Here is a 3,152-nt window from a genome sequence, read left to right as displayed (position 1 = left end):
AAATCTTTTTTAGGTAAGAGCTAAGGGTCTTGTCCTAATATAGGTTGACAAAAATTACAGTTAAATGAACTCCCCCTTTCGAGTAACACCTGTGTTTCCACTTACTTTACCCTAGCAACAAAAAAGCCCTTCATACTTATAATGAAAGGCTTTTTTGTTAACCCACCAGGGGGTGAGTATAAACTTTACCATGTGTGGTTCTCTAATCCTTTGATTATCGCTAAGTATGAAACTCGTACATCGGTATAGGAAGCAGTGCCGACAAACTTATATCTTTCATGGACCTTATACATTATCTTCTTTGATGAGCAAGTAATTGGCTACCCATTGAAATGCCACAAAACCAATAATGAATACAGGGGTCAAAACATTAAATATTTCTCCTGTCCTAAACGTATTAACAATTGCACCCATTCCAATCAAAGTCATTACTCCAGCATAGATAATAAGGGAATACTTAGCTTTGGCTGCAGAAAACATGGTACTATAGGGCAACATCATGGCAAAGCCAAAAACAGCGAAGGTTAAAAATTTATCGTTGCTTGTGATAAAGTAGGTGATAACTCCGAACAAGAACACTAAAAAGCTTATCCCCACAAAGTTTGAACTCATCTTTTCTTTGTTGTCCAGTAGATGTTTGCCATAGGCATTTAATCGCAGAAACAAATTACTTATGGGAGTGATCACCCACGTAGAGAAGGCAATAAAGGCTAGTAAAACAATTAAGGGAATCAGGAAGGGCTGTAAGGCTTCATTGTTTTTGGCTATTGATCTTAACACTCTAAAACCTACATAAAACCCTATGATTACTCCCCATTGATAATTTTTGGTCAGATTACCGATCCAAAAGGCATACTGTAAGAATAATTTATAAAAAAGGTTGTTGGCTTTCAAGGCTTCTACCATGCCTGCCTGCGCATAGTTTGAATTAGGATCATTTTTTAAGGCTTCTTTAAAATGCTCTAAGGCTTTTTTATGATCCCCTTTTTCCAATAACCCCCATCCATAGTTTGCATGGGTATAGGCATTGGTGGGATCTGCTCTCAGGGCTCCTTCGATGGTGTTAAAAGCTGATTCTTTTTGGTTTAATTTCAATAAAGCCGTACTTCTTGTGTTTAAACCTAACAGATTTTGGGCATCCAGTTCCAAAGCTTTGTTAGCTAATTCCAAGGCTTCTGCATACTGCTTCCTTGCCAGCTTGATAGATGCCCATACAGAAAAATAATCTGCATCGGAAGCGTCAAGCATGGTGGCTTGTCTAATATGCTTTTCAGCTTCATCATAGCTCTGCTGCTGAAGGGCAATTCTAGCCTTCATATAGAATAAATGGCCTAAGTCAGGACTTAATCCGATGGCTGTATCAAGCAAGCTATCGGCCTGTTGAATTTTATCTTGTTGAATCTTTGCTTCAGCTAGTAAGGCAAGCAGATGCACATCATTGGGTGTATGGTGCAATAAATCTTTCAATAACTTTTCCGCTTCCTCGTATTTTTTGTGTTGCAGTAATAGCTGTGCTCTGTTTATGCTGTTGTCCATTTCTATTTTTTGATTTTTAGATATACCAGAATATCATCATATAAACCGGTATCATTAGCGAATAAGGCAAAGTTTTTAGCCGAAGCAAACCACTCTTGTGTACTGGCTCTGTGTTTCTTTTGGGCATTTAATAAATCTTTGGTGGTAAGAGGTTTTGGAATGCCATCAGCAAAGGAAGATTCAAGTTTTTCTTCGATAGCAATATCAAGCAAGGCTTCGATATCAGCTCCCGAATAATGCTCTAACTTTTTAGCTAACAGGTGGTAATCAATTGCATCCACCGGTTTGTTTTTTAATTTTATTTGCAGAATCGATTCTCTGGCTCCTTCATCAGGCGGGGGTACGAAAATAATCCTGTCAAATCTGCCGGGTCTTCTAAAGGCAGGATCTAAATGCCAGGGAGCATTAGTGGCTCCTAATATTAAGATGCCTTCATTGGATTTCTCTATGCCATCTAGCTCTTGTAAAAACTGGTTGATCAAATGCCTGCCGCTGGATTGCTTCATATCACTCCGGCTAGCTCCTAAGGCATCAATCTCATCAAAAAACAAGACACAGGGCGTGTTTTGCCTGGCCACTTCAAAAAGCTGATGTAGATTTTTCTCACTATTGCCAATCCACATATCCAAGATGTCATTTAAACCAACACTGATAAATTTTGCCTTGACTTGACCTGCAGTTGCTTTAGCCAAATACGTTTTACCACATCCGGGAGGACCATATAACAGGATACCGCCTCCTACCTTTTTTCCATATGCTTTATAGAGTTCTGGATGCAGGAGAGGTTTAATAATTTTTAGTTCGATTTCTTTTTTTATAGAATTCATTCCACCTACGTCATTAAAATTGACGGCAGGCTTTTGAATAAAATAACTTGCTGCTTCATGTTGGGAAGAATGATCTTCCTCTAAGCCGGATAGTCGTAGTTCTCTGTCCAATTCTTCATCCTGAAAAATTGGATTGAACAGCAAGGCTTTCTTGTATACTTCAATGGCTTTGGCTACTGCTTTTTCTTTTAATAAAGCTCGTGTATGTAGGAGTAGGACATTAAAATCTGCTTGTCCATTCTCAATAATTTCTTCAAGGATAACATTGCACTTAGAGTATTCTCCCTTTAGGAAAAAAGTTTGTGCAAGTCCTGTTTTAGATTTTTTAGTAGGTGCTAGTTTAACTAACTGGGCATATTCTGTCTCAGCTTCATCGAATCTATTTGCTTTTAGTAACATTTCAGCCAAATGCTGCTTTAGCGGAATATTATCTGGTGAAAAAAGGAGCGCTTCCCTTAAGTTTTTAATCGAATTATCATCCATAATAGTATTGTCTACACTTGAAGTCTAAAATTAATGCATTATCATCTTGTGTATACCTCAACAAGAAATAGGTATAAGCTAACAAGGAATGAATGTATTTGCTAGCCAGTACTAATAATACAAAAAAGTAGCGAATCGTAAGTAAGAAATCAATAAAGGAGGTCTGCTAAGAGGTAGAAGGCTTGTTAAAATTTCAAAAAACAGATAAAAATCACAAGAGCTTAATACAAATAACAGCAGTTATTTATTACGGAGAATTATTTTAACTACTATACTCTACTTCTTTCCCTCAAGAAATACTTTCAT

At 37.4% G+C, this 3,152-nt stretch carries 2 protein-coding genes; both read right to left on the bottom strand.

The annotated features are described in order from the left end of the window. Positions 1-285 precede the first annotated feature (285 nt). Positions 286-1,536 (bottom strand): tetratricopeptide repeat protein, encoded by a 1,251-nt coding sequence (locus Q0590_RS36910; protein ID WP_302042704.1) that lies wholly within the window; start codon positions 1,534-1,536, stop codon positions 286-288. A 2-nt stretch (positions 1,537-1,538) separates the two neighbouring features. Continuing rightward, positions 1,539-2,846 (bottom strand): AAA family ATPase, encoded by a 1,308-nt coding sequence (locus Q0590_RS36905; RefSeq protein WP_302042703.1) that lies wholly within the window; start codon positions 2,844-2,846, stop codon positions 1,539-1,541. Positions 2,847-3,152: the final 306 nt, after the last annotated feature.

Source organism: Rhodocytophaga aerolata (assembly GCF_030503435.1).
In the GTDB taxonomy this organism is placed as follows: Bacteria; Bacteroidota; Bacteroidia; order Cytophagales; family 172606-1; genus Rhodocytophaga; species Rhodocytophaga aerolata.
The sequence above is the reverse complement of the archived record's forward strand: the minus strand, read 5'-3'. Positions and strand labels throughout refer to the sequence as shown.

Excerpts from the sequence above, each read along its gene's own strand:
- Q0590_RS36910 (WP_302042704.1), bottom strand. The coding sequence starts at position 1,536 with ATGGACAACAGCATAAACAGAGCACAGCTATTACTGCAACACAAAAAA.
- Q0590_RS36905 (WP_302042703.1), bottom strand. The coding sequence starts at position 2,846 with ATGGATGATAATTCGATTAAAAACTTAAGGGAAGCGCTCCTTTTTTCA.